This is a genomic window from Actinoplanes sp. OR16 (genome assembly GCF_004001265.1).
GTDB lineage: Bacteria > Actinomycetota > Actinomycetes > Mycobacteriales > Micromonosporaceae > Actinoplanes.
This window is the reverse complement of record NZ_AP019371.1, coordinates 6,719,261-6,745,511: the sequence shown is the minus strand read 5'-3', so window position 1 is coordinate 6,745,511 and position 26,251 is coordinate 6,719,261. Positions and strand designations below refer to the sequence as shown.

Annotated in this window: 30 protein-coding genes; 14 read left to right on the top strand and 16 right to left on the bottom strand. The window is 71.6% G+C overall.

Annotated elements, in window-relative coordinates; all coding sequences use genetic code 11:
* Positions 1 to 19: 19 nt before the first annotated feature.
* From EP757_RS30860 to EP757_RS30840, 5 genes are read right to left on the bottom strand one after another with little or no spacing between them, the layout of a single operon-like run.
* Positions 20 to 1,336, bottom strand: coding sequence for a DUF58 domain-containing protein (locus tag EP757_RS30860; RefSeq protein ID WP_127551930.1), 1,317 nt, complete (start codon positions 1,334 to 1,336; stop codon positions 20 to 22).
* On the bottom strand, positions 1,336 to 2,298 hold the full coding sequence (locus EP757_RS30855; protein WP_127551929.1) for a MoxR family ATPase: 963 nt from the start codon (positions 2,296 to 2,298) through the stop codon (positions 1,336 to 1,338). The genes EP757_RS30860 and EP757_RS30855 overlap by 1 nt, the downstream gene beginning before the upstream one ends.
* On the bottom strand, positions 2,295 to 3,563 hold the full coding sequence (locus EP757_RS30850; protein WP_127551928.1) for a DUF4350 domain-containing protein: 1,269 nt from the start codon (positions 3,561 to 3,563) through the stop codon (positions 2,295 to 2,297). The genes EP757_RS30855 and EP757_RS30850 overlap by 4 nt, the downstream gene beginning before the upstream one ends.
* A 37-nt stretch (positions 3,564 to 3,600) precedes the next feature.
* Positions 3,601 to 4,173 (bottom strand): DUF4129 domain-containing protein, encoded by a 573-nt coding sequence (locus EP757_RS30845; RefSeq protein WP_127551927.1) that lies wholly within the window; start codon positions 4,171 to 4,173, stop codon positions 3,601 to 3,603.
* Positions 4,170 to 4,997 (bottom strand): hypothetical protein, encoded by an 828-nt coding sequence (locus tag EP757_RS30840; RefSeq protein WP_127551926.1) that lies wholly within the window; start codon positions 4,995 to 4,997, stop codon positions 4,170 to 4,172. Before EP757_RS30840 ends, EP757_RS30845 begins: the two co-directional genes overlap by 4 nt.
* Positions 4,998 to 5,041: 44 nt before the next feature.
* Here EP757_RS30840 and EP757_RS30835 point away from each other — a divergent pair, with 44 nt between their 5' ends.
* A complete protein-coding gene (locus EP757_RS30835; protein WP_127551925.1) occupies positions 5,042 to 5,479 on the top strand; it encodes a response regulator in 438 nt (145 codons plus the stop codon).
* A gap of 7 nt (positions 5,480 to 5,486) precedes the next feature.
* Here EP757_RS30835 and EP757_RS30830 read toward each other — a convergent pair whose 3' ends face one another.
* On the bottom strand, positions 5,487 to 6,050 hold the full coding sequence (locus tag EP757_RS30830; protein ID WP_255435205.1) for a carbonic anhydrase: 564 nt from the start codon (positions 6,048 to 6,050) through the stop codon (positions 5,487 to 5,489).
* Between the two features lie 87 nt (positions 6,051 to 6,137).
* On the opposite strand from EP757_RS30830, the gene EP757_RS30825 reads away from it, so the two are divergent.
* Together EP757_RS30825 and EP757_RS30820 are read left to right on the top strand one after the other, a co-directional pair.
* Complete coding sequence (locus EP757_RS30825; RefSeq protein ID WP_127551923.1) at positions 6,138 to 6,572, top strand: N-acetyltransferase; 435 nt, start codon at positions 6,138 to 6,140, stop codon at positions 6,570 to 6,572.
* A gap of 42 nt (positions 6,573 to 6,614) precedes the next feature.
* Complete coding sequence (locus EP757_RS30820; RefSeq protein ID WP_127551922.1) at positions 6,615 to 7,127, top strand: GNAT family N-acetyltransferase; 513 nt, start codon at positions 6,615 to 6,617, stop codon at positions 7,125 to 7,127.
* Positions 7,128 to 7,199: 72 nt separating this feature from the next.
* Here the strand turns inward: EP757_RS30820 and EP757_RS30815 are convergent, their stop codons facing one another.
* Positions 7,200 to 7,550: a hypothetical protein gene (locus EP757_RS30815; protein WP_127551921.1), complete on the bottom strand. Its 351-nt coding sequence runs from the start codon at positions 7,548 to 7,550 to the stop codon at positions 7,200 to 7,202.
* Between the two features lie 48 nt (positions 7,551 to 7,598).
* Here EP757_RS30815 and EP757_RS30810 point away from each other — a divergent pair, with 48 nt between their 5' ends.
* Genes EP757_RS30810 through EP757_RS30800 form a run of 3 tightly spaced genes read left to right on the top strand, consistent with a single transcriptional unit; the run spans position 7,599 to position 9,362 of the window.
* On the top strand, positions 7,599 to 8,471 hold the full coding sequence (locus tag EP757_RS30810) for an alpha/beta fold hydrolase (RefSeq protein WP_127551920.1): 873 nt from the start codon (positions 7,599 to 7,601) through the stop codon (positions 8,469 to 8,471).
* A 42-nt stretch (positions 8,472 to 8,513) separates the two neighbouring features.
* Positions 8,514 to 8,693, top strand: a complete 180-nt coding sequence (locus EP757_RS30805) for a hypothetical protein (RefSeq protein WP_127551919.1) — start codon at positions 8,514 to 8,516, stop codon at positions 8,691 to 8,693.
* A gap of 9 nt (positions 8,694 to 8,702) precedes the next feature.
* A complete protein-coding gene (locus EP757_RS30800) occupies positions 8,703 to 9,362 on the top strand; it encodes a DUF6882 domain-containing protein (RefSeq protein ID WP_127551918.1) in 660 nt (219 codons plus the stop codon).
* A 71-nt stretch (positions 9,363 to 9,433) separates the two neighbouring features.
* Here the strand turns inward: EP757_RS30800 and EP757_RS30795 are convergent, their stop codons facing one another.
* From EP757_RS30795 to EP757_RS30785, 3 genes are all read right to left on the bottom strand, one after another.
* The gene (locus tag EP757_RS30795) at positions 9,434 to 10,807 is read right to left on the bottom strand and encodes a cellulase family glycosylhydrolase (protein WP_127551917.1); all 1,374 of its coding nucleotides are present in this window, start codon (positions 10,805 to 10,807) and stop codon (positions 9,434 to 9,436) included.
* 92 nt (positions 10,808 to 10,899) lie between these two features.
* Complete coding sequence (locus EP757_RS30790) at positions 10,900 to 11,442, bottom strand: hypothetical protein (RefSeq protein ID WP_127551916.1); 543 nt, start codon at positions 11,440 to 11,442, stop codon at positions 10,900 to 10,902.
* Positions 11,443 to 11,452: 10 nt separating this feature from the next.
* Entirely contained in the window at positions 11,453 to 12,538 is a 1,086-nt protein-coding gene (locus EP757_RS30785; RefSeq protein WP_127551915.1) for an ROK family transcriptional regulator, read from the bottom strand.
* A gap of 49 nt (positions 12,539 to 12,587) precedes the next feature.
* Between EP757_RS30785 and EP757_RS30780 the strand changes: the two genes are divergently transcribed.
* Both EP757_RS30780 and EP757_RS30775 read left to right on the top strand, forming a co-directional pair.
* Positions 12,588 to 15,032: a glycoside hydrolase family 2 protein gene (locus EP757_RS30780; protein WP_162521022.1), complete on the top strand. Its 2,445-nt coding sequence runs from the start codon at positions 12,588 to 12,590 to the stop codon at positions 15,030 to 15,032.
* A 1-nt stretch (position 15,033) separates the two neighbouring features.
* Positions 15,034 to 15,867: a substrate-binding domain-containing protein gene (locus EP757_RS30775; RefSeq protein WP_127551913.1), complete on the top strand. Its 834-nt coding sequence runs from the start codon at positions 15,034 to 15,036 to the stop codon at positions 15,865 to 15,867.
* A 148-nt stretch (positions 15,868 to 16,015) separates the two neighbouring features.
* Here the strand turns inward: EP757_RS30775 and EP757_RS30770 are convergent, their stop codons facing one another.
* A complete protein-coding gene (locus EP757_RS30770; RefSeq protein WP_232050085.1) occupies positions 16,016 to 16,900 on the bottom strand; it encodes an arginase family protein in 885 nt (294 codons plus the stop codon).
* Here EP757_RS30770 and EP757_RS30765 point away from each other — a divergent pair.
* Genes EP757_RS30765 through EP757_RS30755 form a run of 3 tightly spaced genes read left to right on the top strand, consistent with a single transcriptional unit; the run spans position 16,793 to position 19,311 of the window.
* The gene (locus tag EP757_RS30765; protein ID WP_197725418.1) at positions 16,793 to 17,257 is read left to right on the top strand and encodes a 2'-5' RNA ligase family protein; all 465 of its coding nucleotides are present in this window, start codon (positions 16,793 to 16,795) and stop codon (positions 17,255 to 17,257) included. The two genes, EP757_RS30770 and EP757_RS30765, sit on opposite strands and share 108 nt — an antisense overlap.
* 25 nt (positions 17,258 to 17,282) lie before the next feature.
* Positions 17,283 to 17,888, top strand: coding sequence for a hypothetical protein (locus EP757_RS30760; RefSeq protein WP_127551911.1), 606 nt, complete (start codon positions 17,283 to 17,285; stop codon positions 17,886 to 17,888).
* A gap of 40 nt (positions 17,889 to 17,928) precedes the next feature.
* The gene (locus EP757_RS30755) at positions 17,929 to 19,311 is read left to right on the top strand and encodes a YdiU family protein (RefSeq protein ID WP_127551910.1); all 1,383 of its coding nucleotides are present in this window, start codon (positions 17,929 to 17,931) and stop codon (positions 19,309 to 19,311) included.
* Here the strand turns inward: EP757_RS30755 and EP757_RS30750 are convergent, their stop codons facing one another.
* Both EP757_RS30750 and EP757_RS30745 read right to left on the bottom strand, forming a co-directional pair.
* Complete coding sequence (locus EP757_RS30750) at positions 19,312 to 20,409, bottom strand: ROK family transcriptional regulator (protein WP_127551909.1); 1,098 nt, start codon at positions 20,407 to 20,409, stop codon at positions 19,312 to 19,314.
* Positions 20,410 to 20,545: 136 nt separating this feature from the next.
* Positions 20,546 to 21,919 carry a glycoside hydrolase family 6 protein gene (locus EP757_RS30745; protein WP_127551908.1) on the bottom strand — a complete coding sequence of 458 codons (1,374 nt, stop codon included), beginning with the start codon at positions 21,917 to 21,919 and terminating at the stop codon, positions 20,546 to 20,548.
* A 101-nt stretch (positions 21,920 to 22,020) separates the two neighbouring features.
* Here EP757_RS30745 and EP757_RS30740 point away from each other — a divergent pair, with 101 nt between their 5' ends.
* Positions 22,021 to 22,515, top strand: coding sequence for a helix-turn-helix transcriptional regulator (locus EP757_RS30740; RefSeq protein WP_127551907.1), 495 nt, complete (start codon positions 22,021 to 22,023; stop codon positions 22,513 to 22,515).
* Positions 22,516 to 22,633: 118 nt separating this feature from the next.
* Positions 22,634 to 22,849, top strand: a complete 216-nt coding sequence (locus EP757_RS30735; RefSeq protein WP_127551906.1) for a hypothetical protein — start codon at positions 22,634 to 22,636, stop codon at positions 22,847 to 22,849.
* Positions 22,850 to 23,307: 458 nt separating this feature from the next.
* On the opposite strand, the gene EP757_RS30730 is transcribed toward EP757_RS30735, so the two are convergent.
* On the bottom strand, positions 23,308 to 24,606 hold the full coding sequence (locus EP757_RS30730) for a HAMP domain-containing sensor histidine kinase (RefSeq protein ID WP_127551905.1): 1,299 nt from the start codon (positions 24,604 to 24,606) through the stop codon (positions 23,308 to 23,310).
* Positions 24,603 to 25,283: a response regulator transcription factor gene (locus EP757_RS30725; RefSeq protein ID WP_127551904.1), complete on the bottom strand. Its 681-nt coding sequence runs from the start codon at positions 25,281 to 25,283 to the stop codon at positions 24,603 to 24,605. Before EP757_RS30725 ends, EP757_RS30730 begins: the two co-directional genes overlap by 4 nt.
* 78 nt (positions 25,284 to 25,361) lie before the next feature.
* Between EP757_RS30725 and EP757_RS30720 the strand changes: the two genes are divergently transcribed.
* Positions 25,362 to 25,787, top strand: coding sequence for a hypothetical protein (locus EP757_RS30720; RefSeq protein WP_127551903.1), 426 nt, complete (start codon positions 25,362 to 25,364; stop codon positions 25,785 to 25,787).
* Between the two features lie 7 nt (positions 25,788 to 25,794).
* Here the strand turns inward: EP757_RS30720 and EP757_RS30715 are convergent, their stop codons facing one another.
* Positions 25,795 to 26,217 (bottom strand): PepSY domain-containing protein, encoded by a 423-nt coding sequence (locus EP757_RS30715; protein ID WP_127551902.1) that lies wholly within the window; start codon positions 26,215 to 26,217, stop codon positions 25,795 to 25,797.
* Positions 26,218 to 26,251 lie beyond the last annotated feature (34 nt).

Below are 26,251 nucleotides of genomic sequence, written 5' to 3'. Positions count from 1 at the left end.
GCCGGCGGGTCACGCGTGTCTACAACCGGCCGGTCGCCTTGAGCAGCAGGTAGACGTCCGCGACCCGGCCCGCGAACGCTCCCGCGTCGTCGTCCACCACGATCGCCCCGAACCGGGTCAGGACGTCGCGGACCCGGTCCCGCTCGGTGAGCACCCGCTGGGCGGCGGCCGCGAGATGCACATCGGCGGCGGTCGCCGGCGCCGTGGACGGCAGGACGGCGAGCTGCGAGACGGCCGGATCCCGTACGCCCGCGACGACGACCTGGTGCCGGGCGGTCAGCCTGCGCAGCAGCGGCAGCAGACCCTCCACGATCGGGGCCGGCTCCAGAGCGGTGAAGACCACCACCAGCGACCGCTTCTGGTCACGCTTGAGCAGGTGGGCGGCGAGCGCCGTCCAGTCCGTCTCGTCCGGGGCGGGCGTCAGCGCGGCCATCGCGTCGATGATCCGGTCGACCTTGGAGCCGGCGGCCGACACCCGGGCCCGCACCACGGCGTCCAGGGCGAACAGATCCACGCGATCGCCGGCCCGGGTGGCGAGCACGGCCAGCAGCAGCGCGGCGTCGATGGCCGCGTCCAGCCGGGGCGCGTCGCCGACCCGGGCCGCGGACGTCCGGCCGGTGTCGATCACGCAGATCACCCGGCGGTCGCGTTCCGGGCGCCAGGTCCGCACCATCACGTCGTTGTGCCGCGCGCTGGCCCGCCAGTCGATCGAGCGGACGTCGTCGCCGATCACGTACTCGCGCAGCGCGTCGAACTCGGTGCCCGCGCCCCGGCCCCGGGTCACCGCCGAGCCCTCGATCACCCGCATCCGGGCCAGCTTCTCCGGCAGGATCCGGCGCGACGGGAAGTGCGGCAGCACCCGCAGCACCCAGGGCGGCGAGATCGCCGCGTTCCACGTGCGGCTCCTCTGCCGGTACGCGACACCGAACGGCCCGACCGAGCGGAGGGTGACCTGGACCGCGGGCCGGTCACCGTGCCGTACCGGGTTGAGCTTCACCTCGAGTCCCTGGTGGGCGCCGCGCGGCAGGAACACGTCGTGCTGCGCCGGCCACGCCCCGGCCGACGGCACCCAGCCGTCCCGGACCTGCAGGCGCAGCGGGCGGCGGCCGGTGTTCGTGACGGTGAGCGTGACCGTGGCGGTGCCACCGAGCCAGACCGTGCGGTCACCCGAGCGGGACAGCCGGACCGCGGTGAGCGGGCCCGCCACGAACACGTCGAGCAGCGCCACGGCCACCGCGAAGCCTGCCACCAGCAGCAGGCCGATCCAGGGCGCGGGCAGCAGCGCCGGCAGGGGCAGCCCGGCGAGGAGGATCAGGGCGAAGCGGCGGGTGACCATCAGCGCGGCGCGGGCACGGCGGCGAGGATGCCGGCCAGCACCGCGGGCACCGTCGCGCCGTCGAGTTCGGCGTCGGCGCGCAGCCGGACCCGGTGACGCAGGGCGGGGACGGCGTACGCCTTCACGTCGTCGGGCAGCACGTACTCACGGCCGTTCAGCCAGGCGTACGCCTTCGCGATCGCGAGCAGCGCCGTCGCCCCGCGCGGGGATGCGCCCAGCTCCAGGGCGGGCGCCTGCCGGGTGGCCCGGCACAGGTCGACGATGTACGACAGGACCGGCTCGGCCACCGCGACCCGCTGCACGGCGGCACGACCGGCGGCCAGGTCGGCCGGACCGGCGACGGCGGTGACCCCGGCGGCCTTGAGATCCCGCGGATCGAACCCGTGGTGGTGTGCCCGCAGGACGTTGAGCTCGTCCTCGCGCTCCGGCAGCGGCACCGACAACTTCAGCAGGAACCGGTCGAGCTGGGCTTCCGGAAGCGGGTAGGTCCCCTCGTACTCGATCGGGTTCTGGGTCGCCGCGACCAGGAACGGCTGCGGCAGCGGGCGCGGCGTGCCGTCGACGCTGACCTGGCGTTCCTCCATGGCTTCGAGGAGCGCGGCCTGGGTCTTCGGCGGCGTGCGGTTGATCTCGTCGGCGAGCAGCAGGTTCGTGAAGACCGGGCCGGGCCGGAAGTTGAACGCCGAGCTGCGCGCGTCGTAGACCAGCGAGCCGGTCACGTCGCCGGGCATCAGGTCCGGGGTGAACTGGACGCGCTTGGTGTCCAGCGCGAGTGCCGCGGCGACGGCCCGGACCAGCAGCGTCTTCGCCACACCGGGGACGCCTTCGAGCAGCACGTGCCCACCGCAGAGCAGCGCCACCACGACGCCGCCGACCACCGCCTCCTGCCCGACGACGGCCTTGCCGACCTCGGCGCGCAGCCGGCTCAGCGCGAGGCGGGCCTGTTCGGATTCGGCGGTCACAGACGGTTCCCTTCATCAGGCCTTTTCACGACATCAAGAACAAGCTTCGGTACGTTCTCAGCGGCCGTGACGAACTGCGCGTCCGTCTGCGGCCGATCGCCGTCGAGCACCTCGCGTACCCGGCCCGGCGGCAACCCGGCCCGGTCCGCGATCTCCTCGGGCGAGGCGTCCGCCGGCAGCCCCAGATGCTCGGTGAGCTGCCGCCGTGCGGCCGCCCGCAGGATGTCCAGGGACGGGCCGCGGGCGCGGGCGCGCCGGTAGAGGCCGGCGTGCCCGAGCATGGTCTCGTGCGCCGGCACGCTCGACGGCAGCGGCTCGGCGACCGGGCTGCCCAGCCGGCGGGCCGCGGCGGCGGCGAGCGCGACCAGGACCAGCACCGCGAGCGCGAGCGTGGCCCAGACCGCGGCCGGGAACGCGTCGCTGATCGGCGGCTTCGGCGGCTGCCCGTCCCCGGCGCGCGGCTGCTGCCCGGCGCCGGTCGCGGTCGGTCTCGGCGTGGACGCGGGGTCGTCCTCCTCGGCGGGCGGCAGCTCGAACGGGCTGGTGGACGCCTCCGCCGACGGCTCCGGATCCACCGGGCCGTTCTCCCGCTCGTGCAGGCTCAGCCAGATCACCCGGTCGCCGCCGAGGACCGTCGTCGCGAACGCCTCGTTCGCGTGCTCGCCGATCCGGTCGTTGCGGAACGGGTCGGCCGCCCCGACCAGGATCACCGTGACCGGCCCGTCGGTGAACGTCGCGAGCCCGCCCTGGAAGCAGACGCTGCCCTCCGGGGAGGCGTACCGCTGCCGCAGCACCGCGGCCGGGCCGGGCAGCGGGATGTCACAGTCCGCGCCGACCGCCTTCGCCGCCCACCGGGTGCCCTGGTGCGACACCGTCCACCCGGTCCGTTCCAGGTCACGCTGCTCGGCGCCGGCCACCACGATCCGGGTGCCGGACGGCAGCCCGGTCGCGGTGGTCAGGTTCTGCAGGTCGGTGAAGGAGGGCGCCGGGACGAAGAGCGTCGCGCCGGGCCGGTACCGGACCGCCGTCAGCGCGCTCTCGACGGTCGCGGCTTCGGTCACCTCGGTGCCGCGCGCCCGGAGCGCGGCGGCGAGCCGGTCACTCCCGGTGCCTTCGCTCGCGCCGGGTCCGAGGTACGAGGGATCGCCCGGATCAGGCTGCTGCCCGGCATGGACCAGGAGTGTCCCGAGGACGATCACGAGCAGGGCCGTGAACGGCCAGACGATCCGCATCCGCCGGTGGGTCCGGGGATCCAGCCGGCTCACCGCGCGCCTCCGGCATCGGTGCGAACCCCGTGGCGGCTCACCGAGCGCCTCCGACGTCGGTGCGGACCTCGTCGGTGAGGCGGCGCATGTGCTCGTCGTGCTCGGCCCGGGCCGGGCGGTCGCCGTACCAGACCTCGGAGAACAACGCAGTGGCCGCGTCCATGGCCGGGGCGATCCCCGGGCGGCTGCCGGCCGCCGCGTCGGCGAGCTCGGCCGCCGTGGTGCCGGGCTCCGGGGCCACCACGCCGGCCCGGGTCAGGTCGGTGACGGTGTCGCGCATCCGCTGCCGGATCGCCTCGTCGTAACGGCCCTGCGACGCCAGGACGTCGGCGCTCTGGCCGGTGAGCGGGGCTTCCGGTCGTACCGGCGAAGGGGTCTTGATCTCCTGGGTCTCCGCCTCCGGATGAGGGGCCGGGCGACGGCGGCGGCGCCATCGGGGCAGGCCGGGCAGGCGGAGGCTGATGCGGGGCATGCCGCGCGGGATCCAGACCGGGAACGAATACCAGAGGAGTGAACCGGTCAACGTCGCGAGGAAGAGCAGGAGCAAGACCGTCCGGCCCGGTACGACATCGAACAGGTCCGCGATCCACTCGTCGTATCGCCTGCTCACGACGCGTCCACCAGCGCGCGCGAGCCGTCGCCGCCGCGTGCGCGCTCCCGCTCGATCTCGATGTCCAGCCCCTCGGTGCGAATGCGGGCCTCCACCAGCAGGGCCGCGTCCAGGCAGGCTAGCGCCGCATAGGCGACCGTGTTCGCGATGCCCCAGGCGATCGGGACGGCCCAGGTCAGGATCGATGTTCCGATGGACCATCCGGCCTGGCCGGCGACGGCCACCCAGGCGGTGCCGAGCGCGAAGCGGATCAGGAAGAAGGTGAAGTAGGCGAGCAGCCTGATCAACGCCGGCCGGGCGCCGTCCCGGATCGCGAGCCGGGCCGAGCGGCGCAGTGGGCGGTTCGTGCGGTTGAGGGTGAGCGCCGCGGTGACGAAGCCGGTGAGTCCGTAGAGGATCAGCCACGGGACGAAGCCGGCATAGGCCGCCATGGCGGCCGATATCCCGAGGAACGCGGTGGCCGTGATCGTCGCGATCGGCCGGGTGCGGGACCAGAGGGCGCGGTGCTTGACCGGCTTGCCGAGCAGCGCCGGACCGGCCGCCGCGCCCGCGTAGGCGCCCAGCAGCGCGATGATCGCCGCCTCGATCCCGAGCCCCGCCGCGGTGATCGTCCACCAGGTGCCGAAATCCCCGAAATCCGGCATGTACGTCGGCGCGCCCAGCCCGGCGCCCTCCCGCCAGCGGCCCAGCAGCACCTGTTCGGCGGCGGCGAGCGGGGCGGCGAGCGCGAGCATCGGCAGGGCCCGGCGGCGCAGCAGAGCGGCGCCCGCGTCGAGGAGTTCCCCGGCGGTCATCGGCCGCATCGGCAGAACTTCGGGCGCCATGGCGGGCAATCCTAGGTGATCACGGTCCAGTAGTGTGTGCGGCTATGTCAGGGGGCTCACGTTTGCAGCACGTCCTGGTGGTCGACGACGACCCCGCGGACACGATGATGATCGAGGAAGCGCTGCTCGCCGTGCCCCTTCCGCCCGTCGTGCACTCGGTCGAGGACGGCCGTGAGGCGCTCGACTTCCTGCGCCGGCTGGGCCGGTACGCGTCGATGCCCCGCCCCGACCTCGTCCTGCTCGACCTCAACATGCCCCGGATGGGCGGCCACGAGGTCCTCAACGAGATCAAGCACGACGACGACCTGAAGAGCATCCCGATCGTGGTCCTGACGACGTCGACTGCCGCGCCGGACATCACCGCCTCGTACGCGAAGCACGCCAACGCCTACGTCTCCAAGCCGTTGGACCTGGACTCGTTCGAGGCGGCGGTCCGCCAGATCAACCACTTCTACAGCGAGATAGCCGTCCTCCCGGAATAGCCCCCGGCTAGTGGACCAGGGTCACCAGGCCGGACTCCAGGTCGTAGCGGGCGCCCAGCACCAGCGTCTCGCCGTGGGCGACGCTCTCCCGGACGATCGCGCTGGTGGACAGCAGCGCCTCCGCCTGGGCTCGCACGTTGGCCCGGACCGCCGGTTCGACGCCACCGGGGTCGTCGGCATAGGGGGCGACGGTCGGCGTCAGGGCGTCCACGATCGCGGCGATGTGGCCGGGCGGGGTGGTGCCGGTGCGCAGCGATTCCAAGGTCGCCGACACGGCTCCGCAGCGCTCGTGGCCGAGGACCAGGATCAGGGGCGGGGCGAACTCCTCGACGGCGTACTCGATGCTGCCCAGCAGGAGGTCGTCGACGATGTTGCCGGCCACCCGGTTGTCGAACACGTCACCGACGCCCTGATCGAAGACGACTTCCAGCGGCACCCGTGAATCGGCGCAGCCGAGGACGATGACGAACGGGTGCTGCCCGGTGGCGGTCTCCCGGACACGGGCCGGGGTCTGGTGGGGATGACGCGCGTGACCGGCGGCGGAGCGGGTTCTGCGACATGGGAACTCCAACCCATCGACGGATGACGAGACATCCTGCCTCCGGAGGCGCGGCGTGGCCCAGTCATCTATCGATCATGTGACATGAATAATGAGGACATGGGGCTGGTGGACGACGGGTTCGACGTGCCGGAAGTGCACACCACGAAGGACTTCCGGCTGGAGCTGCTGGGGCCGGAGCACAACGAGTCCGACCACGAGGCCTGGATGGCGAGCATCGAGCACATCCGGGCGACACCGGGGTTCGACAGCGGCTGGCCGCCGGTCGGCGGCATGACCGCGGACGAGAACCTCGCCGACCTGCGCAGCCATGCCGAGCGGTCGGCGCGGCGGGAGGACTTCGCCTACGCGGTGCTGGATCCGGCGACGCGCGAGGTGATCGGCTGCGTCTACCTGAAGCCGGGACCGCCCGGTGACGTGCGGGTGCTGTCCTGGGTCCGCGCCGACCGCGCCCATCGGGACGAGGAGCTCACCGTCGTGGTGACGCGCTGGCTGGCCGAGTCCTGGCCGTTCCCGGTGATCAGTTACCGCTGAATCGGATTGCGTCACGAAGGTCGACGCCCGATGCTGTCCGGCATGGAACCACCAGAAATGATCAATGCCGGCGATCTCGTGCTGAAGCGGTGGGAGCCGGAGTGGGCGGCCGAGGCGGCCGCCGCCGTGCAGGAGTCCCTGACCGAGCTGAAGCCGTGGTTGCCGTGGGCGATCGACACCTACGCCGACGCCGATGCGCTGGACTACATCACCCGGTCGGTGGACAGCTGGGCGAAGGGCACCGAGTTCAACTACGCGATCTTCACGGCGGTCGGTGACCTCATCGGCTCGATCGGCCTGATGACGCGGGTCGGCCCGGGAGCGCTGGAGATCGGCTACTGGATCCGCACACCGTGGGCCGGTCGCGGTCACATGACGGCCGCGGTGAAGGTGCTCACGCGGGTGGCGCTGCAGCTGCCCGGCATCGAACGGGTGGTGATCCGCCACCACGAGCTCAACGGCGCTTCGGCGGCGGTGGCCGCGAAGGCGGGGTTCGAGGAGTACGGGCGCGAGGGCGAGGACGTCCTGCGCGCGTGGAGTCCCCGGCCTGCCTGAGGCCGGGGACTCCTCTCTGGTCAGCTCTGCAGGGTCGCGGTGTTGAGCAGCCGCCGGCGATCCCGGCACCTCCTAGCTCCGGCCGGTCTCGCCACGTCCTGTCGTCGAGCGGGGCGTGGACACCAGGGCGAACAGTGCCAGCAGACCGGCCACCAGCACGGCGGCGCCGATGACGAAGCCGCGGTCCACGCCACCCGGCGCGAAGGCGAATCCGGCGACCGCCGCCGTCGCCGCCCCGGCGAGCATCACCGTGCGGGCGAGCCGTCGCCGGCCCAGCATCGCGGCGATCGAACCGGCGGCGCCGGCCACTCCCCCGATCAGGAACGCGAGCGGAAGCCCCGGCGAGTCCGCCCCGGCCAGCCCCGCTCCGGACCACGCCATCAACAGGAACACCAGCACCGCGAATCCGTAGCGCACCCTCATGGCGATGAGGATAGGTGCATCGACGCCGATAACTGATACGTTCGCGCGATGGAGGACCGCGTCGGCGCCTTCACCAGCGCACCGGCCCGGGAACGGTTCGACACCGCGTACCGGGCCGCCCTGTCCCGGCTGCTGCCCGGCGGCGACGACCCGATCCGGGCGGGCACGAGCTTCGGCGAGGCCGTCGCCTATCGCAGCGGCGCCCCGGCCGGCACGCCGATCGTGCTGCTGCCGGGCGCCGGCGGGAACGCCGTGACCTGGTACCACTACGCCGCCCGGCTCGGCCGCACCCACCCGGTGATCGCGCTCGACCCGATCGGTGAGCCCGGCGCCGCCCGTCAGACCCGGCCGATGTCGACCGCCCGCGACGTGGTGGCGTGCCTCGACGAGACGCTGACCGTTCTCGGACTCGACGGCGCGCACCTGGTCGGCATGTCGTACGGCGGCTGGGCGGCGCTGCGCTACGAGGTGGAGCATCCCGGCCGCGCGGCCAGCCTCACGCTGCTCGACCCGGGCGGGTTCGGCGCGGTCGGCGCCCGGTTCTGGATCTGGCTGGCCGCCGGTGGGCTCGCCGGGATCAGCCCTCGCCCGGTGCGCCGCCGCCTCGCCGGAGTCGTCCGCAACGCCACGTTGCGTGACGACGAACTGATGCCGCTGCTGCCGCTCACCATGCGGTTCCGGCGGCGGTTGCCCGTTCCCGTGCCGCTGACCGACGCCGAATTGGGGGCGGTGAGCGTACCGACACTGATCCTGATCGGCCAGAAGAGTGCACTTTATCCGGCGTCCGAGGTGGCGGCGCGACTGGAACGGGTCATGCCGGATGCCCGGGTGGAGACCGTTCCGGGCGCGTCGCACGATCTGCCGGTGCACTCGCCGGACCTGGTGGCTGCGCGGATCACGGACTTTCTTGCGCGGGCGTGACACGATCCTCTCGTCCCGTCGCACCGGCCCTGAGGAGCGCGAATGTCGCCTGCCAGCCACCGTCACCTCGCCACCGAGCTACTGGCGAGCGTCTCCGGCAAGCTGCCCGGCACCCCCGCCGTGATCGCGGCCGCGCACGCGCACGCGGTGCTCGCCCTCGCCGACGAGGTGGCCGCTCTCCGCCAGGCCCTCCAGGGCAAGGACGGCGATCCCCGCGGCTAGGGTGGCGCGGTGTCCGCTTTTGACGAGCTCTTCGCCCAGCACGCCGCCACCGCCTACGCCCGCCAGCTGGCCCTCGCCGACCTGATCGGCGACCGCGACTGGCAGCTGGACCTGAATGCCGGCGTCGCCACGTTCGGAGACGATCTGCGCTTCCCGATCCAGTTGCTCGGCACCGAGAGTCACATCGACGGCAGCTGGCTGTGGGCCTGGGCGAACACCGGCAGCAACCTGCCGCCGCAGCTGCTGCACCTCAGTGAGTGGCTGCGCGCCGTGGGCGAGGAACGGTCCGTCGCCGAACTCACCGAGCCGGGCTTTCCGCTGTCCCGCGCCGACGGCGCCCGCCTCGCCCTGATCGCTTCCGGTCTCACCGACCGCTGCTACTACCGAGGCCCCTACGACGGCGGGGCGGTCTTCTTCCACCTCGGCGACCTGCCGGCCGAGATCGTCGCACCGGTCAGCCCCGAGCGGGCGTTCCTCGTCGTTCCCCAGGTCATCGGCGTCTTCGAACTCGACCACCGGCTGACGCTGCTCTCCTTCCTCCACCAGCAGGGCTGGTCGATCGCGGACAACACGCCGTCCCTGGTGGTGGGCAGACACTCCTCCGGCAGCGAGATGCGCGTCGCATTCGACGACCAGAACCGGATGACCAGGGTCTCCGGCCAGATCTGACCATCGGGCACGCGGCCTGCACGGCGCCGAGAGCACCGTGCAGGCCGGCGGATCCTCCGGCTGTCAGATCATCAGGGCGTGGTGCAGCTGACCGTCGACGGTGCCGAGTTGGTGGTGCCGGACGAGGCCGTGAAACCCCAGCTCGTCGAAGCGCCGGCCGCCAGCGACCCGTTGTAGGGGGCGTTCTTGGCCGTGACCACCTCACCGGACGTGGTCACCGAGGCGTTCCAGGAGTTGGTGAAGCGCTGACCGTTGGGCCACGTCCAGGAGACGGTCCACCCGTTGATCGCCGCCGAACCGGCCTTGACGGTCACCGTTCCCTGGAAACCGCCCGGCCACGAGTTGCCGGCCGTGTAGGTGGCGGTGCAGGCTCCGGCAGGCGGAGGCGGGGACGACGGCGGCGTGGAGACGGACGGCGACGGGGACGGGGACGACGACGAGGACGGCGGCTGTCCACCGAACACCGACGCCTCCACGGCGGTCGCCTTGATGCCGTTGGCGCCGTTGAAGATGCGCTGGCCCCAGGTCGTGAGCGCCGAGGCGTTGAAGTTCGTGACCATGTCGAGGTATTCGACGCCGCCACCGTTGCCGCTCCACGACCAGCCGAGATAGCCGATGCCGCGGGCCTGGGCGGTGGCGAAGATCGTGTCTTCGTCCGGGTCGCCGTCCGAGTGGTTGTACCCGAACTCGCCGATCACCAGCGGCAGCCCGGCCGTCTGGAAGCGGCCCACGTAGTCGTTGATCTCCGCGGCGGTGTCGAAGACGCCGTACATGTGGATGGAGAAGACGGTGTTGCGGTTCGGGTCGGCCGCGAAGACCGATGCCGCGTTGTCGCGCATGATGAACTGCCAGTCCTGGCCCCAGTTCGGCGCGTCGACCATGATCTGGTGCTGGAAGCCGGCGCTGCGCAGGCGGGTGATCGCGGACTTCGTGTCGGCGGTCCACGAGGTGGCCGCGCTGCCATTGCCGTACGGCTCGTTGCCGATGTTGAGGATGACGTACGACTCCTGGCCGTCCAGCGCCGACTTCACCGAGATCCAGTAGTCGACGGCCTGGGCGAGGGTGGCGGCGCCGGCCTGTTCGCCGTAGCCGGTGGTGTCGTGCACTTCGAGGACGCAGATGAGCCGGTTCGCCTTGCACTGGCTGATCACGTTCGCGACGTCGGACGCCTCGTTCTTCGTCCACCGCTGACCGCTCGCGAGGACGACGCGGACGGTGTTGGAGCCGAGCGCCTTCGCGCCGGCGAGGGAGGAGCCGAGCTGCGAGGCGTACCACGTGTGGGCGTGGTTGACGCCGCGCATCACGAAGGTGTTGCCGTTCGCGTCGAGGATCTTGGTGCCGGAGACGGTGAAGCCGGTGGCGGCCTGTGCGGGCTGGGCGGCGACCAGGACGGCGGCCGTGCCACAGAGCAGGGCGAACAGAGCGCCCCACCATTTGGATCTCATGGGGGAACCTCCAGCGAGGGGACATTCGGGAGCGCTCCCAAAATGCACCCGGGGATCCACGGCTGTCAACGTCCCGCACCGAGAAACTTAAGTTATTTACGAATAGCCACGGCGACCGTGCCGAAGAGCGCCACGCCCGAGCCGACCCCCGCGACCAGCCCGATCGCCGCGTCCGAACCGTCCATCGCGTAGATCGCGAAGCCGGCCAGTCCGAGAACGGTCATCACCGCGCCCAGCCCGTGGTAGAGCGGCATCCGCCACGCCCGGGCCAGGCCGAAGAAGTGGATCCCGACGACGGTGGCGATCCAGGCGACGCCCAGCGACGGCCGCCCCCACACGCCGTTGATCAGGTAGAGGCCGCCGAAGAGCGCGATCACCTCGGCCGCCAGGATGATCCGGAACCACTTGTCGGAGAAGCCGCGCGCGGGCGGGCCGCCGGTGGTGGCCCGGTCCTTGCGGAAGACCGCGATCAGCAGGACCACGGCGGCGATCGCGCCGGCCACCCGGATCACCAGCGGCCACGGCGCCGGCAGCCCTCCGCTGTTGACCATGATGAAGACGGTGCCGAACGAGATGGCGATCAGCGAACCGGTGACCAGCCCGGATGGTCGCCTATCGGTCGATGTCGAAGTCATGCGCGTGAGTCTAGGAACGCAGCACCATGGCGGCAGCCCCGGTCGCGGACGCCGTGGAGGCCGCCGACGAGACGGTCACGGTCACCGAGCGGCGCCAGGTCGCGGCGTCGGCGGGTGCGATCCGGCGCTGGATGGCCGGACCGTAGACGAACGACGCCGCCGCGAATCCCGGCCCGGTGAGCACGACCAGGTCGAGGTCGAGCAGGTTCACCACGGACTCCGCGGCCGCCGCGACGAAGGCCGCCGACTCCTCGAGCAGCGCGAGGCAGGCGGGCGCTCCGGCGCGGGCGGCGCGGGCCACGGCGGCGAACCCGGCGGCCACGCCGCGCGAGCCGGTGCCGAGTCCGGCTTCTGCCGCGGTCACGGCGTCCGATGTCGCCGCCTCCACGACGGTACGGGGGCCGGCGACCGCTTCGAGACACCCTCGCGACCCGCAGGAACACGGGGGCCCGTCCACCCGTACGCAGAAATGGCCGAATTCACCGCCCCGCAGCACCCGGCCGCCCACGACGATGCCGGCGCCGAGCCGGCTGCCCAGATGCAGCGCCGCGAAGGAGCGCTCCGGCCCCAGCCGCGCCACCCAGTACTCACCGAACGCCGCGGCCGTCGCGTCGTTCTCGGCAAGCACCGGAAGGCCGGTGGCCACGGACAGGCGCGCCCCGAGATCGCCCGCGCCGTCGAACGAGCCGGTCAGGCCGATGCCGAGGCAGCGTGCGGCGTCCACTCCGGAACCCGCGAGCAGCACAGTGACCCCCGCGGCCAGCTCGTCGGCGGTCGCCGGGGTGCTCGCGGGCCGGGCCAGCCGGGAGATGATGCCGCCAGTCTGGCCGGTGAGCACGAAGGTGGCGCTGCCCGCGTCCAGGTGCACGCCGACCGCGATGCGCGCCGACGGGTCGAGCCGCAGCAGCGTGCGCGGCTTGCCGGCGGTGGGCCGCCGGCCGGTCTCGACGACCAGGCCCTCGTCGAGGAGGCGGCGGACGGTCATCGATACGGCGGCCTCGGTGAGCCCGGTCGCTGCCGCGATCTCGACCCGGCTCAGTGGCTCAGCCGCGCGGATGGCGTCGAGGATCGCTTCCCTCGCCCGGCCACGCGCCATGCGGCCCCCTTCGTTGACGGACTTAGTTCAGCAGCTTAAGAATATGGCTATGCGCAAGACCGAGCTGCACACCGGCTGGACCGTACGAGCGACCGGCGGCCCGGTCCCGCAGGAGATCACGGGGCGCACGGTGCCCGCCACCGTCCCGGGCACCGTGCACACCGACCTCCTGGACGCCGGCCTGATCCCGGACCCGTACCTCGGCGAGAACGAGGCCGGGCTCGCCTGGTTCCACCGGTCGTCGTGGCGGTACGACACCGTGCTGCGGGCCGATCCGGCAGCGCCGGGTGAGCGGGTCGACCTGGTCTTCGACGGTCTCGACACGGTCGCCTCCATCGAGCTGGACGGGGTGGAGATCGGGCGCACCGCGAACATGCATCGTGGCTACCGGTTCGACATCGGGCACCTGCTGACCGGCAAGGATCAGACGCTGACGGTACGGTTCGCCTCCGCCCTGGAGTACGCCGAACGGCTGCAGAAGGAGATCGGCGAGCGGCCCCGGCCGTACCCGCATCCGTTCAACGCGGTCCGGAAGATGGCCTGCTCGTTCGGCTGGGACTGGGGACCCGACCTGCAGACCGCGGGCATCTGGAAACCGGTCCGGCTGGAACGCTGGCAGACCGCCCGGCTCGCGAGCGTCCGCCCGCTGGCCACCCGTACCCACCTGACCGTGGCCGTCGACGTCGAGCGGTCCGCCGACGTGAACCTGGTCGCCGAGGTCTACGTCGGTGAGCACGGCCGGCGCCGCCTGCCGATCCCCGCCTCGGCCGGCTCCGCGACCGTCGAGATCGACCTGCCGGACGCCCCGGCCTGGTGGCCGATCGGCTACGGCGAGCAGACCCTCGTGCCGATCACTGTGAAGCTGCTCTACCAGGGCGAGAACCTGGACCGCTTCGACACCCGGGTCGGCTTCCGCGACGTGCGGCTCGACGAGACCCCGGACGAGCACGGCAACGCCTTCACCCTGGTCGTCAACGACCAGCCGATCTTCGTGCTCGGGCTCAACTGGATTCCCGAGGACCATCTCCTCACGCGACTCACCCGTACGAGATTGGCAGCCGCCGTCGATCGCGCAGCCGCCGCCAACGCCAACCTGCTGCGGGTGTGGGGTGGCGGCATCTGGGAGAGCGACGACTTCTACGACGTCTGCGACGAACGCGGTGTTCTGGTCTGGCAGGACTTCCCACTGGCCTGTGCGGCGTACTCGGAGGAGGAACCGATCCGGACCGAGATCCTCGCCGAAGCGCGGGAGAACGTCGCCAGGCTCGCCCCGCACCCGTCGCTGATCCTGTGGAACGGCGGCAACGAGAACATCTGGGGTCACGAGGACTGGGGCTGGAAGGCGGCGCTCGGCGATCTGACCTGGGGCGCCCGCTACTACTACGAGGATTTCCCGGCGCTGCTCGCCGCGCTGGACCCGACACGGCCCTATCACCCGGGCAGCCCTTCGAGCCCCGGTCACCCGGAAGCGCATCCCAACGATGATCGGTACGGCACCCGGCACGAGTGGGAGGCCTGGAACCGCGAGGACTACACCTTCCACGACCAGTTCGTGCCGCGGTTCTGCTCGGAGTTCGGATGGCAGGCGCCTCCGGCGTGGGCGACGCTGACCTCCGCCGTCGACACTGCTGATCTGCGGAAGGACTCGGCCGCGTTCCTGCTGCACCAGAAGGCCGAGGACGGGAACGGCAAGCTCGACCGGGGACTCGCCCACCACATGCCGGTCCCGTCCGATTTCGCCGACTGGCACTGGGCGACCCAGCTGAACCAGGCCCGGGCCACCCGGCATGCCGTCCTGCACCTGCGGTCGCACGCGCCGCGAACCATGGGCAGCATCCTGTGGCAGCTCAACGACTGCTGGCCGGTCACGTCGTGGGCCGTGGTGGATGGGGCCGGGCGGTTGAAGCCCGCCTACTACGCGTTGCGGTCGGCGTATGCGCCGCGGGGCCTCGGGTTCGTCATGAGGGCCGGGGTTCCGGTGATGGTGGCGTTCAACGACACGTCGTCGGCGTGGAGTGGGGACGTTGCCGTCGGCATCTCCGACTTCTCCGACTCTCCGGGCAGCCCGATCCTGGTGCCGCTGGAGGTTCCGGCTCGGTCGGTGCGGCTGCTGCAGGTACCGTCGGCGCTGCTCACTCCCCCGGATCCGGCCCACTCGGTCCTGGTGGCGTCGGTGGACGGCGTGCGGGCCACGCACCTGTTCGCCGAGGACTTCGATCTCCGGTACGACGCGACGCCCCCCGCGGTCACCGTGAAGCCCGTCGACGGCGGTTACGCGGTCACGGTGAGCGCGTCCTCGTACCTCCGCGATCTTGCTCTTCTGGTCGATCGGGTGGCACCCGACGCCACCGTGGACGACATGCTGATCGACCTGCTGCCGGGCGAGAGTCACACGTTCTCGGTCACGACATCAGCGACGGTGGATCCGTCCCGGTTCGCCGACCCCACCGTGCTGCGATCGGCGAACTCACTGTCGTCCGCATCGGCGGGCTGACGTGGGCCGGCTGATCGGCCTCGTGCTGACCGGTGGGGCCGCCCGGGTGGGCGTCGAGCCGTTCTTCTCCGAGCTGATCGCCGGGATGGAGGAAGCCCTGGCACCCCGCGGTGCGACGGTGTTGCTGCTGGTGGTGCCGGACCTCGAGGCCGAGCGGGACACCTACCGCCGCTGGTCGGCCGATCACACCGTGGCCGCTGTCGTCGTCGTGAACCTGACCCACGACGACAGCCGCCCGGCGTGCCTGCACGCGCTCGGCCTGCCCGCCGTCCTGGCCGGCCGAAGTCCCTGCGCGCACTTCCCGCGCGTCCTCACCGACGACGCCGCCGCCATGACCGCAGCCGTCGAGTCCCTGATCGAACTCGGCCACCGCACGATCGGCCGGGTCAGCGGGCCCACGGCCCTCGTCCACACGGCCGAGCGGTCCGCCGCCCTGGCCGCGGTGGCCTCACGTCATGGCGTACGGGTCGTCGAGGTCGAAGGCGACTACGGCGCCGCGTCGGGTGTGGCGGGCGTCCGCGCCCTGCTCGCGGCAGCGCCCCCACCCACGGCGGTGGTGTTCGACAACGACGTCATGGCCGTGGCCGCGCAGCACGAGCTGTCCCGCGCCGGGGTGACCGGCGTGAGCCTGCTGGCCTGCGACGATTCACCACTGTGCGAGCTGGCGGCCCCGCCGCTGTCGGCCCTCTCCAAGAACGTCCACGCGCACGGCCTGATCCTCGGCGAAGCGGTCCTCTCGGTCCTGGCGGCCACCCCACCCCGCGACTTCCCCGGCCCGCCCATAACGATCCTCCACCGGGCGACGACCACCCCACCACCACCTCCCGGGCCGTAGCCCCTCTCCCCCGCCGAAGCCGGCTGTGACTCATCGCCGTCCACCGGGTGCGCGGACAGCCACCGATCACGGCCGGCCCCATCCGGCTGTGACCCATCGCCGTCGATCACGCCGTGGGGCAGCCATGCGTCACAGCCGGGCCGGGGGGTCAGGCGGCCAGGAGTGCCAGGGATGTCAGCAGTGAGCGCCGGACATGCTGCTGGGCGGGATCGTCGGTGGGGTGCCACGGGGCGGCCACGTCCAGGGCTGCCACCCGGCCGGTGGCGAACAGGCGAGCGCACGCGGAGAGGACCTCGGCGGCGGTGGGGCCGTGCGGGGCGGGGAAGCGAAGGCCCGGCAGGCCGGACGGGTCGATCACGTCCAGGTCTATGTGGATCACCAGAGGGCCGGGTGGGACCGATTCGGAGGTGATCGACGGGACGGGGAGGCGGCGGGTTTCGCCGGTCGCCAGGTACTGCGCTTCGGGCGGGTCCAGGTCGCGGGCGTCGGCGAGGACGACGTCGCGGGGTGGGAGCGGTGTCAGGCCGAAGACGGAGGCGTACCGATCGGGGTGGGCTCCGGTCAGGACCCGGACCGAAAGGCCGCCGAGATAGCCGGACGTGGTCGTCTCCAGCGTGTGCACGTCACCGTGGGCGTCGAACCAGACGACCGACGGGGTGATGCCGGCCTGCTGGACACCGGCCACCGTGCCCCCGGCGATCAGGCAGTCGCCGGAGAAGACGATCGGGACGACGCCACCGGCGACCACCGGGGTGACCGCTGCCGCGGTGGCCGCGCAGACGGTGGTGATGCGCTGCCACATGTCGCCGGTGAGGGCGCCGGGCGTCACCGTGACGTCGGCGGAGATCGGGATGTCGTCGTCGGGCAGGCGTTCATCGTGGTGGTACGGCACCAGGATCGTCGTCACCCAGCGACCATAGAGCATGTGCACACCGTGGAACTCCTCCTCGATCCGGTCCTCGACGACGCCGTGCGCGCACTGTGGCGGCGGCTGCACGAGGCGGGTCTGCGCAGCCTCGCCACGCACACGCACGCCACGAACCGCCCGCACGTGACCCTCACGACGAGCGCGGAACGACCCGCAGGAACCCTGACACTGCCGGTACCTGTCCGATTAGGCCCAGCGCGCTCGCTCGGGCGGGCCCTCGTACTGGAGGCTGATTCCCCCGCTTTGCGAAGGCTGCACGCCGCGGTGTGGCAGTCGATCGGCGGCCTCAACCCGCTGCACGCGCCGGATCAGTGGGTGCCGCACGTCAGCCTCGCTCTGAACGTGCCCGCGGACCACCACGAGAGAGCGCTCGATCAACTGCATGACCTCCCCTTTCTGTACGGCGACAGCATCGCCGCCCGCACCTACGACACCGTGACCCGCACAGCCGAGCCGCTGTGAGACCGAAAGCGCCTACCGTTGACTGATGCCGGAACACGCGAAGGAACTCGCCGCATCGGTCCGTGACGAGCTGCGCAGCGCCGGGCTGACCGTGCTCGGGCCCGAGGATCGTCACGGCGGCGCGGAGGTGGACACCGACGGCGACGGCGTCTGGGTGTGCTGGCATCCCGGCGCCGAACTGGTCGACGCCGGCCTGGCCGCCCTGCGCCGCGGCGCCTACCGACCCGGCGGGGAGCAGCACCGGTCACTGCGGCACCGCGGGGTCGTCGACGAGGCGATCACGAGGGCGATCAAGGAGATCCTCGAGGCGGCCGGGTTCACCGTCCGCGAGGGCGCCGACGAATACCACCGGCCGATGCAGCTGCTGGTGGAGTCCCGCCGGGACGTCGCGCACTGGCGTGACCCGATCGGGCCGGATCTCGACGGCGCGTCCGGATTCGTGCCCGGGCTGCGGGTGCGGGTGCTGGCCGGGGAGTTCGCCGGCGCCGAACTGGAGGTGGCGGCCGCCCGGCACCGGCTCGGGTCACTGGAACCCCTCGGCTACGAGCTGCGGCTTCCGAACGGCGGCGGCGTCATCGAGGTGGCGGCCGGCGACGTCGTGTACGCCGGGGACGCCGAGAACGGCGGATGAGCAGACGAGGAGGAGCAGCGCGTAGGGTTGATCGGTGGAGATGCCTTCGTTTGACAGCAGGTTCGCGCGGGAGCTGCCGGAGATGGCGATCCCGTGGCAGGGCGCCGACTTCCCCGATCCCGCGATCCTGGTCCTCGATGAGGAACTCGCCGCGGACTGCGGCTTCGACGCCGCGTGGCTGCGCGGCGCCGGCGGCGTCGGGCTGATGACCGGAAGTGAACCGCCCGCCGGGACCACCGCGGTGGCGCAGGCCTATGCGGGCCACCAGTTCGGCGGTTATTCGCCGCGGCTCGGTGACGGGCGGGCGCTGCTCGTCGGCGAGTTCACCGACAAGCACGGCAATCTTCGCGATCTGCACCTGAAGGGGTCCGGGCGAACGCCGTTCGCGCGGGGCGGTGACGGTCTCGCGGCGGTCGGGCCGATGCTGCGGGAATTCATCGTGAGCCGCGCCATGCACGCGCTCGGCATTCCGACGACCCGGTCACTGGCGGTGCTCACCACCGGCCGGATGGTGCGTCGCGAGGAGAACCTTCCGGGTGCCGTTCTCGCCCGGGTCGCGGCCAGCCATCTGCGGGTCGGCAGTTTCCAGTACGCGCGGGCGACCGGCGATCGCGACCTGCTGAAACGACTGGCCGACCAGGCGATCGCGCGGCATCACCCGTCGGCTGCGGAGAGCGGCGAGCCGTACCGCAGACTGTTCGAATCGGTCGTGCGCGCCCAGGCGGCACTCGTCGCGCAGTGGATGCTCGTGGGCTTCATCCACGGCGTGATGAACACCGACAACATGACCGTCTCCGGTGAGACGATCGACTATGGGCCGTGCGCCTTCCTCGACGTCTTCGAGCCGTCGACCGTCTACAGTTCGATCGACACCGGTGGCCGTTACGCGTACGGGAACCAACCTCCCGTGGCGCACTGGAACCTGGCCCGGCTGGCCGAGGCGATGCTCCCGCTCTTCGACGACGACGAGGAGAAGGCCGTCGGGCTGGCCACCGAGTCGCTGAACCTCTTCGGCCCGGCTTATGACGAGGCGTGGACCAACGGCATGCGCCGCAAGCTGGGCCTCGATGATGCGGTGGAGGCCGGAGATGCCCGGAAGATCGCCGAGCGTCTCCTCGTCCACATGCGCGATAGGCGCCTCGACTACACGTCGACGTTCCGCAACCTCCCCGCCGCCGTCCAGGATCCGGAATGGCTGCGGGACTGGCGAGCGATGAACCCGGACGTCGACGCGTTGAAGCGGGTGAATCCGATCTACATCCCCCGCAATCACCTCGTCGAGGAAGCACTCGGAAGCGGCGAGATCGACGACCTGATGACCGCGATCAGCGACCCGTTCACCGAGCGCGATGGCCTCGAACGGTTCGCCGAGCCGGCCCCGGAGGGATTCGGCGCTTGCTACCAGACCTTCTGCGGCACCTGATCACCAGTTGACCTGATCCGGCGATCCGGCCGCGAGCCACGTCTCCAGGTTCACCGGCGCGAAGACCTCGTCGAGCGCGAGGGCCACGGCGCCGGTGACGCCGGCGATCTCCTCGGGCACACTGGACAGCTCGATCCGCAGGTCACGGGTGGCGAGCGGCAGCGCCCGCTCGTGGATCACCTCGCGGACCGCGCCGAGCACGGGCGTACCGCCCCGGGCGAGGCTGCCGCCGAGCACGAGCAGGTTCGGGTTGTAGAAACTGATCAGGGTGGCGAGGGTCCCGCCGATCAGGGCGGCGCGCACCGGATCGGAGATCGCCACGCCGCCGGCCACGGCTTCGAGGCAGCCGATGTTGCCGCAGCGGCAGATCACGTTGTCGCCCTCGGGGATCGCGACGTGTCCGATGTCGCCCGCTGACCCGTTCGCGCCCCGGTAGAGCCGCCCGTCCATCACGATCGCCGCGCCGATGCCGACGCCGGCGCGCACGTAGAGCATGTGCCCGGCCGCCCCGGATCCGGCGTGCAGTTCGCCGAGCGCCATCAGGTTCACGTCGTTGTCCACCCAGACGGGCGCGCCGAACCGCGCACGAAATCGGTCACGGATCGGGTAGCGGTCCCAGCCCGGCATGATCGGCGGCACGACCGGCAGTCCGGTGCGGAACTCCACCGGCCCGGGCACGCCGACACCGGCCGCCCACACCGGTCTGCGCCGTGTCCGGCAGAGTTCAGCCGCGAGGGTCTCGGCGAGGGTGAGCACGGCCTCCGGGCCACGGGCCACGTCGACGCGCTGCTGCCGCGTGGCGAGCACGGTCCCGGTCAGGTCGGCGATCCCGACGACGACCTCGGCCGGCCCGATGTCGACACCGAGGATGACGCCGCGCCCGGCCCGCAGCCGCAGCCGCCGCGGCGCGCGCCCACCGGACGACGGCCCGAACCCGGCGCCCTCGATCAGCCCGGCCTTCTCCAGCTCGGCGACCCGCTGCGCCACGACCGACCGCCCGAGCCCGACACGTTCGACGAGTCTCGGCTGCGTGATCCCGGTCTCGGCACGCACCGCACTGAGCACCGCGGCCAGCCCGTCGATCCGTTCACTCGCCATGCATAGACCTTAGTCAACTTCTTCCGGGCAACGGAAGAAGAGCATTCCTTGTACGAGGGACAGCGCTGCTCTTCCCTCGCTCACCCGAACAGCCGCGCCCCGTGGCGACCGATCGCCCGGGGCGCGGCGGACACCGTCAGGACGCGGTGCAGCTCAGGTCCGGCGTGGAGGCCGAACCGTTCGCCAGGAATCCGAACTGTGCGGTGGCGCCGGATCCCAGACCCCCGTTCCACGAGACGTTACGGACGGTCACCGTGGATCCGGCCGTCGTCGCCGTCCCGTTCCACGCCTGGGTCACCGACTGCCCGGAGGCGAGCGTCCACGACACCGCCCACCCGGAGATCGCCGACGACCCCGCGGTGACGGTCACCTCGCCCTGGAAGCCACCCTGCCAGGTACCCGCGACCCGGAACGCGGCCGAGCAGGTCTTCCCCGTGGCCGGCGAGCTGCTGCCGGCACTCGGCGAGACGCTCGGCGACGTGCTGGGCGAGGAACTCGGCGACACACTGGGCGACGTGCTCGGCGACGACACCGACGGCGACGGCGACGGCGGGTTCGGCGCGCTGCCGGCCAGGCTGTACGCCAGATCCGGCTGGAACGAACCGGCGGCGTACCGGCACCCGTCCGCCTCACCCGGCGGCTTGACCCACAGGTAGCCGTCGATGTTGCCGTCCCCGGTGTTCACGGTCGGGTACTGCCCGATCCGCCGGTCCGTGTTGTCGTCACCGCACCAGTCACCGCTGGCGCCCCCGTTACGGCTCGTGTCGATGACCTGCCGCTTGCCCGTGACGCCCCGCCCGGACAGCGAGCTGATGATCGACCGCCCGAAGGCGGCCTCGGCGCTCGTCGGGTTGAAGTTCGAGACGTTCGTGTAGAAGCCGTCGGCGTCCCCGATGCCCGCCGCGATCAGCCGACCGGCCTGCTCAGAGGCGCTGTTCCAGGTGGAGTGTCCCGCGTCGAGGTAGATCTTGGCGTTGGGGTTACCTGATTTCAGCGTCTGCACCGCCGTACGCAGGGCCTGGTTTCTCGCCGCGAGATCGCCGCTGCTCAGGCAGGTCTGCAAGGCGATGGAGTCGGGCTCGAGAATGATCACGACGGTACGGCTGCCGAGCGAGGACGCCACACCGGAGATCCAGGTCTGATATTGACCGAGGTCGGGCGCGCCACCAGAGCTGGCGCCGCCGCAGTCCCGGTTGGTGATGCCGTAGACGGTCAGCACCGGGATCTGGCCCGCCGCGTTCGCCGCGTTAACATATCCGGACACTTCGCTGCGAACCGTCGACTGGTTGAAGTTGGACAGCCAATGTGAGGCCGGTTGGCTGGCGACGCGGTCGCGAATGACCGGCATCCTGGAGTCGGACGGGTTGGCCGCCACCCAGCGGGCGACGGCGGTGTCCGGTTCACGATAGAGCGTGCCACTGATCGTGCCGGCCTCGGCGGCGCCGGCGAGGCCGACGGCACCGGCGGCCACCAGCAGACCAGCGGCGGCGGCCAGGGGGAATCGGGTCATGGAAGGAACCTCTCCTGGGGATTGGGAGCGCTCCCAAACGTAGCCCGACCTGGCACGATAGGCAACGGTCGATTACGATTTTGAAGATCTACATTGCGGGAATGTCACTGCAAGCGCATCGAAGCCACGCTGGGCCCGTTGCGATCAGGCCAGTGTTGGCGCCGCATCTGCAAGAGATCATCGAGTCCCTGGCAACAGGCGAGACCGCCAGGGAGGCGGCGGCGCGATTGTTCATCTCGCCGAACACCGTCAAGTCCCGGCTCAAGACGCTCTACCAGCAGTTGGGCGCACGAGATCAGGCGCACGCGGTCGCCATCGCGTTCCGCTTGGGCATCCTGCGCACGACCGACGAGCCTCATCTGCAGCCCGTCGTGATCGGAGGCCTCAATCCGGACCGGCTCCGGACCACGATCGCCGACCTCACAGCGCTGCTGCGAATGGCCGAGAAAATCCCTAATGGTCCCGACTACCAGGATCTGCTGCGCGAGGTGGCCGAACTCGCCGCGGACCCGACCGCTGACCCCCAGGTCACGCTCCAGAAGATCGCCCGACTAGCCGAATCCGCCGGCGACGAGCCCTCAGCGGCCGCCGCCTGACCCACCACCAGCCACACGGACCAAGGGCTTCATCCCGCCGGGGAGGCGTCGGGGTGAAGCCCACCCCATGAGCGGACGGGTGATGACACCATCGGGCCACCGCTGGGACGATGACCGCGTGCGTCGCACACTCCTCCTCGCCGGCGGACTCGCCCTGATCCTCGTGCTGATCCTGGTGTGGGCCACCGACGACACCCTCGACGATCTGGACCGCCTGGCCAGCCTCGGCGCCTTCCTCGTCGCGATTCTCACCCTCGCCGTCACCCTGCGGCAGTCCCCGGACGGCGCTCCGGCGCCCCGGCGCGGCGTGCTGTCCCGGTCGAAGCGCCGGTAGCCGATCACCAATGCCGAGTACGCCCTCTTCGCCGCCGGACGAATGGGTTCCCGATGATCCACCTTCCTTGAAGATCACCGGACACGACGACAATTCCGGCAGCCTGCTCGCATGCCTCAACGCTGCGTTCATCGACTCCGACCACCCGGCATCGCCCGGAGGCTGCAGGACGTCCAGAACATGCGCGGCGTGGACCGCACCGATGGCCTTGACCTCTTCGCATTCGCCGTGGAGGTGGCGTCGTGGAGACACGACGGAATCCTCAGCGCCGCCGTGGAACTGCGGGACGCCGCGATCACCCGGGGCTGGCGAACTCAAGGACCGGCGCCCGGCCCCGAACTCTGGATCACCCGCCGCGAGATCACGCCGCCGGAAGGTCAGATCGCCAGCAGCATCTCCACCGCCCCTCGCCCTGATCGGCGGCGCGCTCTGCCTCACCGGAGCGGCGGTGGCGGCCGTCAGCCGGGCGCCCGCGTCGACGCCCCCGGTATCTCCAGCCGCACGGTAGCCCCTCCCCCAGGGCCGGAACCGACCGTGAACGAGCGGGCCACCCGCCGCGCGATGTCCAGTCCCAGCCCGGTCGAGCCGCCCGCCGACACGCCGCGCCGGGCCTCCGACGACGGGAACCCGGGGCCTTCGTCGGCGATCACGAGGACCGCGCCCCCGCGATCCGTGTCTCCGCGATCCGTGTCTCCGCGATCCGTGTCTCCGCGATCCGCGGCGGACAGCGTGACCGAGAAGGACGTGCCGTCCGGCGTGTGTGCGAAGACGTTGCCGAGCAGCGCATCCAGCACCGCTCCGAGATCGTCGGCCGCCACGCTCACCGGGAGAGGACCGTCGGGCAGCGATTGCTCCAGGTCACGGCCGGTGTCCTCGGCGAGCACCGCCCAGAACGCCACCCTGTCCCGTACGACGGCGGTGGCATCGCAGGAACCGGGGACCGCATCGCGGTGGCGAGCCTGTTCGATCAGCGCGGTGACCGCTCGTGCCAGGTCGTCGGCGGCGGACGCCACCCGGGCCGACTCCTCCGGGTCGCGCAGGGACTCCGCTTCCAGGCGCAACGCCGTCAGCGGGGTCCGCAACCGGTGCGAGAGGTCGGCGATCTGTTCCCGTTCCGCGGCGAGGAGTTCCTGGATGCGCCCGGCCAGGTGGTTGAGCGCCCCGGCCACCTCGCGCAGCTCCCGGGGGCCGGACGGGTCGGCGCGGGCGGTGAGTTCGGCGTTCGCCAGCCGGTGGGAGGTCGCGGACAGGTCGGTGATCGGCCTGGTGATCGCGCGGGCCAGCCGGTCGGCCATCAGGAGCCCGAGCAGCACGAGCGCCAGTCCGAGGGCGGCGAGGGTCAGCCAGGCGCGCGTCACGCCGTGGGTCAGCGCGGACTCGGTGACCAGGGTGCGGACGACCGTCGTGCCACCCGATCCGACCACCGGCACGACCAGTTCGCGGCCCTCGTCGGTGTCCACGCTCAGGGCACGGCCGCGCGCTGCGGCGAGGCGGACCGCCGGGGTGGGCGCGGCCGGCGTACCGATGACGCTCCCGTCGGGAAGGAAGACCGAGACCGGTACGGGCTGAGCCGTCACCGACAGCCGGAGTCCGTCGATGTCGCTGACCAGCGGGACGATCGTCTGCACCACGTCACCGGCGCGGCTGAGGGCCCGGTCCTCGGCGAAGTCGCGGACCAGCACGGCGAGCGGCACCAGGAACGCCAGCAGGACCAGCATCGTGGTGCCGGCGACGAGCAGGGCGAGGCGGGACCTCACGCCGGGCTGCTCAACTTGACGCCGACACCCCGCACGGTGTGCAGGTAGCGGGGTTCCTGTGCGGTCTCGCCGAGCTTGCGGCGCAGCCAGGACAGGTGCACGTCGACGGTCTTGTCGGCACCGCCGTACGGCACCTGCCACACCGCGCTGAGCAGGTCCCGCTTCGTCACCACCTGGCCGGGCCGCTGCGCGAGGTGGTGCAGCAGGTCGAACTCGCGCGGACTCAGCTCGACGGGCGCACCGTCCAGGGTGACCGTCCGCGCCCCAGCGTCGATCGCCAGCCCGCCGATGGTCAGGACCGGGCTCTCCGCGGGTCCGGCCCCGCGCCGCAGCACCGCCCGGATCCGGGCGTCGAGCTGCGCCGCGGTGAACGGCTTGACCACGTAGTCGTCGGCGCCGGCGTCGAGCAGCCGCACCATCTCGGTCTCCTCGTCCCGGGCGGTCGCGATGATCACCGGGATGGCGCTGACCGCCCGCAGCATGCGCAGCAGCTCGCGGCCGTCGAGATCGGGCAGGCCGAGGTCGAGCACGATCAGATCCGGTCGCTCCGCGAGGGCGGTCTGCAGCCCGTCCATCGCGGCCGGTGAGGCGGCCACCGCGTGTCCCCGCTCGCGCAGCGCACGCAGCAGGGTGCCCCGGATCGCGGGGTCGTCCTCGATCAGCAGGAGTCTGGCCACGGTTGCACCGTATCCACTTAACCGTCTCTTATCGTGTCCCGGTGCCGGTCTTAGCCACGGCCGTCGCATAGTTCAGTGGTGCGAAGGCTTCTCATCGCGACCGGCTGGCTGGTCACCGTCGTCATCGCCATCCTGGTCGGGGTGGTCGGCATCAACCTGGTCGGCAGCGGTCTCACCGAGCAACAGGCGACACCCATGACCGAGGATCAGGTACGCCGGGAGCTCCGTGCGATCTCCTCGACGCCGGCCACCGCGCCCCCGTCCGCCGCCGCGTCGTCGCCGCCCGCGCCCGCCGGTGGCCGTTCCTTCAGCACCGAGGGCGGACTGGTCGTCGCCGACTGCGCCCGGATCATCTCGATGGCCCCGGCTCAGGGCTGGTCGATCGGCGAGCAGGACGCCGACGAGGGCGAGTTCCGTTCGGTCGGCGACCCGGCTGTCGTTCTCGACGTGGATCTGGAGTGCGTGAACGGCGCACCCCAGATCCTGGTCTCCCCCGGCGACTGACGGATTATCAGTCGTCGTCGTCGTTGTCGTCGTCGGCGTCATCCTGCTCGGTGTCCTGGTGCAGCACCTCGCCGGTGGCGGCGTCGATCTCGAACTCGTGCTCCGTCGTACCGGCCTTGACCTCGACGTCCCAGACCGCGACCTTGTTCTCGGTCTCCTGCTCGATCTCCTCGACCGTGCCGCCCGGAACCGCGGCCAGAGCGATCTCCCGGGCCCGCGCCTCGCTGATCGCCGTGCCGCTGCCGGTCGGCGCACCCGAGCCGGTCGCCGCGCCACTGCCGGTCGGCGCACCGGAGCCGGCGGTGGAGGGCGCGACACTCGACGGACCGGATGTGGACGGGCTGGGCGTGTCCATCGCCAGCGCCGTCCCGGTGATCCCGAGGGCGGCGATCGTGCCGGCGGCCAGGACCACTGCGGACTTCTTGAGCATCTGAAATACCTCCCGGTTCGTGATGACGTGTCCA